Here is a 6,442-nt window from a genome sequence, read left to right on the forward strand (position 1 = left end):
TACTCGGTCATCCGCGCCCCCGAAGTTTACATTTGGAAACTGTCCGTGGTGCATCGACGACGCTCGAGGCCACGTCCCAGTGGCGCCACGCCAAATTTGTGCCAGGTGTTTTGAGGACGAATAGTTGCCGAACCGGATCATCACGCAAAGCTCCATGAAAAACCGTTCCCGTGCCTGTTGACCTTGCCTGCCGAGGAGGCGGGGAAATGGGCGCTGAACAGCATGGCCCCCTCGTCAGCGGCGACATCCAGGGCCCAGCTGCGCGATCTCAGGGTCATCTCGCGCTCGGCATCGAAGATTGAAAGCAGATCGGGCGCCAGCACCTGGACGGGATGGTGAAAGACATCGCCCGAAAACAGCGCCTTGGCACTACCGCTTTCCAGCATGATCGAGGCGTGATCGGCCGAATGCCCCGGCGTGGCATGGAACGAGAAGCCGGGAATGACCTCGCGCCCATAGACCTCGATCATGTCGGCCATACCTGCCTCGACGATTGGCGTCACACTGTCCTGCTGGGTCTGGAAACTGGTGCGGTGCCGGTTGCCGACATTGGCCGGATCGCGGAAGAACGCATATTCCCTGGCCGAGAACACATGACGGGCATTCGGAAATGTCGGGCGCCACTGCCCATCAATGAGGCGTGTGTTCCAGCCCACGTGATCGACATGCAGATGGGTATGCAGCACACAATCGACCGCCTCGGGCGTGACGCCCAGCGCGGCCAGTCGCGCCAGATAGGGCGTGGTCAGCCGGTCGAAATAGGGGGCGAAGGGGCGCGGCTTGTCATTGCCCACGCCGGTGTCGATCAGGATGATCCGCCCGTCGAGCCAGACCACCCAACTGTGAATGCTCAGCACCATGCGCCGCCCGTCGCCCGATAATGTCTCGGGCAGGCTGGCGAGCAGCGCCTCATGCGCGGCGCTCCAGTCCGGCATGAGGTCGGTGGGCCGGAATGTGTCGATCTGGCAGTCGACGACGCGCGCCACTCTTGCCTTGCCGACGGTGTACACTGGATCTGTGGGCATGGATCATTCCCTTCATGCCGGGATATGTCGCTTTCATTGGTCAATTGGAATATCATCCTCCTTCACATATTGCTGACCATGAGTTGTGAATGAACGCCGGCGAGATCCTCGAACTGAACACTTTTCTGGCCGTGGCGCGCGAGGGGCGGTTCGCTGCGGCGGCGGTTCGCCTGGGGGTCACGCCCTCTGCCGTCAGCCAGTCGATCCGTCGTCTGGAAAGCCGGCTCGGCCTGCGCCTGTTCACCCGCACCACGCGCAGCGTCGCGTTGACCCGGGATGGAGAGGCCTTGCTGCTCGAAGCCGGGCCAGCGCTCGACAGGCTGGCCGGGGCACAGCGGGCCCTGATCGAGGGGCGGCGCGATGCGGCCGGGCGGGCACGGATCAGCGTTCCCGCCGTGGCGATGGAATTGCTGATCGCGCCGGTTCTCGCCGATTTCCGCCTCGCCTATCCGGCTTTTCAGCTCGACATCATCGTCGAAGACCGGCTGACCGATCCGGTGGCCCAGCAGTATGATGCGGTCATCCGGCGTGGCGATCTGCTGGAGCAGGATATGATTGCCCGCCGCCTCTCCGCCGACGATCGCCTGATCATGGTCGCTTCCACCGCTTGGCTCGACGCCCGAGCCTTGCCGCGGCATCCCCGCGACCTTGCCGCGGACCGGATCGTGATCCGCAGGCCGCGCTCCGGGGCGATCCTGCCCTGGTCGCTGTCGCGCAGCGACGAGGCCGTGACCATGCGGGGCGCTTCGAGCCTGGTCGTGGAGAACGCTCCTGCGGCGCGCGACTATGCCCTGTCGGGCCTGGGCGTGGCGCTGCTGGCGCGCGCGTTCGTGGAGGAGATGTTGGCCGATGGCAGGCTGCACCTCATCCTGCCGGAATGGAACGCACCACTTTCAGGATTTTACCTGATGTATATCCATCGGGGGCATCTGGCTCCGCCCGTTGGCGATCTGATGCAGCGCATCATGCATCATTCAGCGCTGAGGCCTCGGCAGAACACCGATTAACACTGCCCATTCCTGCCGGAACGCAACGCTTTTCCAGCGTCCGCTCCCGTGAATTTGTGTCCGGATAATGTACGGAGGCCCAGACGCGCAACATCGGCCGCGGAATTGTTAGAAAGAGTCGGGTGCTGCTCACGCGTGCTAGCCAATCCGAATGTCGGCTGTCCGGCTTCTGAAGTTGTAAGCCGTCTTTCGGGTTAATCCGCCAAAGGAGAAAGCGATTAAGCGGCTCCATGAATGACCGGTTTCGGCGCAACCGGACGTTCCGGGTCGCGGCACCGATTGACGGCCTTCGTGGCAGAGATGAACGACTGGCAATTTTCAATAAGCTCAACAGACCGTTCTTAGGGCAGGTTTGGCATCATGCCCGGAAGTTCGGGGCGCCCTGGACGGCTGCTGGCGAAGCCAGGATGGGACATGATTTCCGTTGGCTGCCTCAGCCCCGTGCTGCGACGCTCAGATGCTCAGCCAAAGATTGCCTCAATCCCTCGATATCATAGGATTGCAGCATGCCGAGCAAGGTCACATGCTCGCGGTGGATCTTGGCGAGATGGGCCTGGTTCAGCTCCACCATCATCCCGACACGGTCATAGCGTGAGCGCAGCGACTTATACATTTCGATGATCACGTCATTGCCGCACATCTCGACGATCGAGCAATGCAGATGCCAGTCGAGGCCGATAAAGGCCAGCTGCCCGTCCGGCGTATCGACATCGCGCGCGTTGCGCATCTTTTCCACCGTGGCGGCGATCTCGGACGAGATGGGAATGCGCTCGCGGCAGACCAGTTCGATCACGCTGCCCTCGATCATCAGCCGGGCCTGATACATGCCTGCCAGTTCCTGCACATTGACCTGCCGCACCAGCGCACCTTTACGCGGCACAAGGTCGATGTACTGGTCGCCATGCAACCGGCTGAAGGCCTCGCGCACGGGGGTGCGCGATACACCGACCCGTCCGGAAATCTCTTCCTCCTCAATGAAGGTGCCGCCGGGATACTCGCCGACCAGAATGGCGCGTCGCACGAAATCATAGACGCGGTCGCGCGTGGGCCGGGCGGAGGCCTGATCGGTTTCGGCCTTGCGCGGCTTGCGTGCGGGCAGTCCCTCGGTGGTCAGGGCGTCGGGCATCAACGGCTGAGTCATCCTCGTCAAAATCACACAAAATTCCCGCGTGCCGCTTCAAGCGCGTCACTCACCGTCCGGGCCCATTGCAGGGCTCCGGCGGCATCCGCGATCAGATCTTGCCGAATTTCGAATTCGACATAGGCCAGACCGCGCTTTTCGGCATGCACCGGGACAGAATAATCATTCAGCATGTCAACTTGATAAGGCTGGTTGTCAACGGCTGTCGGCCCCACGCGGGCCTGCAGCACATCCAGAACCTTGCCCGCAAAGCGCCGGTCATCGCCATAGAGGCAGCCGATTTCCATGGTTCGCACCTGTTCCTTGTAGCGCGGCGTGCAGCTGTGCATCGCCACCAGGATCGGCGCGGGCCCCTGCCAGCGGTCGAGCAGATCGGCGATGCAGGCGTGATAGGGCGCGTGGATTTCCTGCTGGCGGATCAGGCGATCCGTTTCGGACAGGTCGTGATTGCCGGGCACCTGCGTGTATTCGGAGATCTGCGGGATGGAATCATGGGCATGCAGCTGGCGGTTGCAGTCGATCACCAGCCGCGAATAGCGCTGATAGACCAGCGGCGCCTCCAGCATCGCGCTGACATGCTTCGACACCGCCAGAGCGCCGATGTCCCAGGCGATATGGCGCTGCAGATCGGCTTCGTCGAGGCCCAGCCAGCCCAGACGGCGCGGAATGGCGCGCCCGGCATGGTCGGCGATCAGCAGGAAGGGGCCGCTGGGCGCGCCCTGCGCCGGAGTGCGTAAGGTGCCGACCGGCGCGGCTTCGTCGGGGAAGAGCAGGGGGGTGTTGCTCATGGCTCAATAGACCTCGGCATAGCGGTCGCAGACCTGCTGTTCGGTCAGGCCGTCGAGCGCGGCGATCTCGCTGCGCTTCAACATCACATAGGCGGTCATCAGCGCCTCGCCCAGCGCGGCGCGGGCAAAGCTGGAGGCTTCGAGGCGATCGAGCGCCTCGCCCAGACTGGCGGGCAGGGGGGAGACCCCGGCGGCGGCGTAATCGGCATCGGCCTCCTGCGGGTGAGCGGGCAGCGCCAGCTTGTTGCGCAGCCCGTCGAGCCCGGCATGCAGGATCGCGCCCAACGCCATATAGGGGCTGGCGGCGGCATCCACCACGCGGAATTCCACGTTGAACTGCCGCGCGATGCCCTCGGGCGTGGTGGCCGTGACCGGGCAGACGCGGAGCGAGGCGCCGCGATCCTGCGCCGCGATGTTGGCCCATGTCGGCGCCCATTTGTCGGGGCGCAGGCGGTAATAGGAGCTGACCGAGGGCGCCGTCAGCGCGGTGATCGCGGGCATATGCGCGATGATCCCGGCGGCGAAATGCTGCGCGGCCTCGCTTAGGCCGAAGAGGCCTTGCGGATCATGCATGGCCGGCTTGCCGTCAAGATCGCGCAGGCTCAGGTGGATATGCGTGCCGCTGCTGGTGCCATCGGGTGAGAGCAAGGGCGCCAGAATGGCCCGCGCCCCCAGATTGGCGGCGCAGCCCCGCACCACCTCGCGCAGCAGCACGGCCTGATCGGCGCTACGTGTGCCCTCGGCGGGGTCGATGGTCACCTCGAACTGGCGGTCGCCCGCTTCGGGCAGGAAGGAGTCGGGGGCGATCCCCGCTGTGCGCAGGCCCGTCATGATCGCCTCGCCCAGCAGCCCGCTGCGGCGGTACATGTCGAAGGCATAGCTGCTGCCCGCCGCCGCTTCCACGCCGGTGTAGATGAACTCCTGCTCGAAGGTGGAGAGCAGGCGCAGGCCGAACTCGTCCTCCATCGCCGCCACCGCGCGCTTCAGAAAGCTGCGAGGGCAGCAGGACCATAGCGAACCGTCGAGGTTGCGAATATCGCCGAGCGCCAGTTGCAATGCTTTGCCATCCAGCCCCGGCACGCTGGCCAGCGCCGCTTCATCGGGCACCAGCTTCAGATCGCCCTTGGTGCCGAAAGGCGTGGCATAGATCGGCCCGAAGGCGGAGAGCATGATGTTGCTGCCCGTATAGCCCACCCCGGATTTGAGGCGCGAAGGCAGGTCGCCCGACGGAAAGGCCTTGCCGCGAACATGGCCCGCCAGATCGCAGGTGGCGGCAAAGATGAGGGTTTCGCAGGTCATCTTCAATCTTTCTCAAGCGCGGGCCGACAGTTCGGCGATCATCGCATCGGTGGTGATCTGGCGGCAGAAACCGCGATTGTTGCGCAGCGACCAGTCGTGCCGCTCGGCGCTGTGGGTGGCGCAGGCATCGGTGACGACGGTGACCAGATAGCCAAGATCGCAGGCGTCGCGGATGGCGGAATCGACGCATTGGTCGGTCAGCACCCCGGCGATCACCAGCGAACGCACCTGAAGATTGCGCAGCAGATAGTCGATGTTGGTCGACATGAAGACCGAGCAGGAGCTTTTGGGCAGCACGATCTCATCCTCGCCCGGCATGATCTGCGGCAGCATTTGTGCGTCGGGGTTGCCGCGCGGGATGTTGAAGCCGCTGATCTTGTAGTCCAGGCTGCGGTCGCGCCCGTCGCGGGTCAGGCTTTCCATCACCGTGTAGAGGACTTCTTCCTGGCGCTCGCGAAAAGCGGCCTGCAGGCGGGCCCAGCGCTCGATCACGCCGCCCTCCAGCGCCGCGAAGAAGAAGCCATAGCGCTCCTCGATCTCGGCGGCGGACAGGCCTGCGAACTGGCCACCCTTACGGCTGCAATTGTAACGCTGGGCATCGATGAACAGCAGGGCGGTTTCGCCGGGAAGGCAAGCGATCTCGCGGCTGACGGGCAGGGGAGAGCGGCTTACCATCCCGCATAGGCCTTGACAGTGTCCAGCGAGACCAGCCCCGCCGCCGCATCCTTCACCGCCTGGGCGATGATGGTCACGGCCAGATCGACCTCATCATCGCTGATGACCATCGGCGGGGTGATTTCCAGCACATTGCCGCCGACATAATAGACGACCAGACCCAGCTCCCACGCACGATAGACCGCCATTTGCGCCAGCTCGCGGTCGGGCACCATGCTGCCATCGGGCTTCACCAGCTCCAGCCCGATGGCCAGACCATGGCCGCGCACATCGCCGATCTGCGGGATATCGACCATCGCCTCGCGCAGCCCGGCGCGCAGGCGCTTGCCCGCGCGGTCGGAGCGGCCCGGCATATCCTCCTCGATCAGCACGCGCAGCACCTCGCGCCCCACGGCGGTGCAGATGGGGTTGCCCGCCATGGTCAGCAGCGCGGCGGCGGGCGGACCATCCAGCAGATCCTTCGGTCCCACGGCGGCGGAGAGCGGCAGGCCCCCGCCGATCACCTTG

7 protein-coding genes are annotated in these 6,442 nt (G+C 64.6%); 1 reads left to right on the plus strand and 6 read right to left on the minus strand.

From position 1 onward, the window contains the following. Positions 1-140: 140 nt before the first annotated feature. Positions 141-1,025, minus strand: coding sequence for an MBL fold metallo-hydrolase (locus tag SR3_RS09625; protein ID WP_068084419.1), 885 nt, complete (start codon positions 1,023-1,025; stop codon positions 141-143). Between the two features lie 89 nt (positions 1,026-1,114). On the opposite strand from SR3_RS09625, the gene SR3_RS09630 reads away from it, so the two are divergent. Further along, a complete protein-coding gene (locus tag SR3_RS09630) occupies positions 1,115-2,032 on the plus strand; it encodes a LysR substrate-binding domain-containing protein (protein WP_068084422.1) in 918 nt (305 codons plus the stop codon). Between the two features lie 433 nt (positions 2,033-2,465). Here the strand turns inward: SR3_RS09630 and SR3_RS09635 are convergent, their stop codons facing one another. The 5 genes from SR3_RS09635 to SR3_RS09655 all read right to left on the minus strand — a co-directional run. Next, positions 2,466-3,158 (minus strand): GntR family transcriptional regulator, encoded by a 693-nt coding sequence (locus SR3_RS09635; protein WP_068084424.1) that lies wholly within the window; start codon positions 3,156-3,158, stop codon positions 2,466-2,468. A gap of 26 nt (positions 3,159-3,184) precedes the next feature. After that, complete coding sequence (locus tag SR3_RS09640) at positions 3,185-3,961, minus strand: N-formylglutamate amidohydrolase (RefSeq protein WP_068084428.1); 777 nt, start codon at positions 3,959-3,961, stop codon at positions 3,185-3,187. Between the two features lie 3 nt (positions 3,962-3,964). Next, positions 3,965-5,260 carry a glutamine synthetase family protein gene (locus SR3_RS09645; RefSeq protein ID WP_068084431.1) on the minus strand — a complete coding sequence of 432 codons (1,296 nt, stop codon included), beginning with the start codon at positions 5,258-5,260 and terminating at the stop codon, positions 3,965-3,967. 12 nt (positions 5,261-5,272) lie between these two features. Then, complete coding sequence (locus SR3_RS09650; RefSeq protein WP_157098749.1) at positions 5,273-5,935, minus strand: isochorismatase family cysteine hydrolase; 663 nt, start codon at positions 5,933-5,935, stop codon at positions 5,273-5,275. Then, a partial coding sequence (locus SR3_RS09655; protein ID WP_157098750.1) for an aminotransferase class III-fold pyridoxal phosphate-dependent enzyme occupies positions 5,929-6,442 on the minus strand: 514 nt, incomplete at its 5' end. The genes SR3_RS09655 and SR3_RS09650, both read right to left, overlap by 7 nt.

The organism is Novosphingobium rosa NBRC 15208, assembly GCF_001598555.1.
Classification (GTDB): Bacteria; Pseudomonadota; Alphaproteobacteria; order Sphingomonadales; family Sphingomonadaceae; genus Novosphingobium; species Novosphingobium rosa.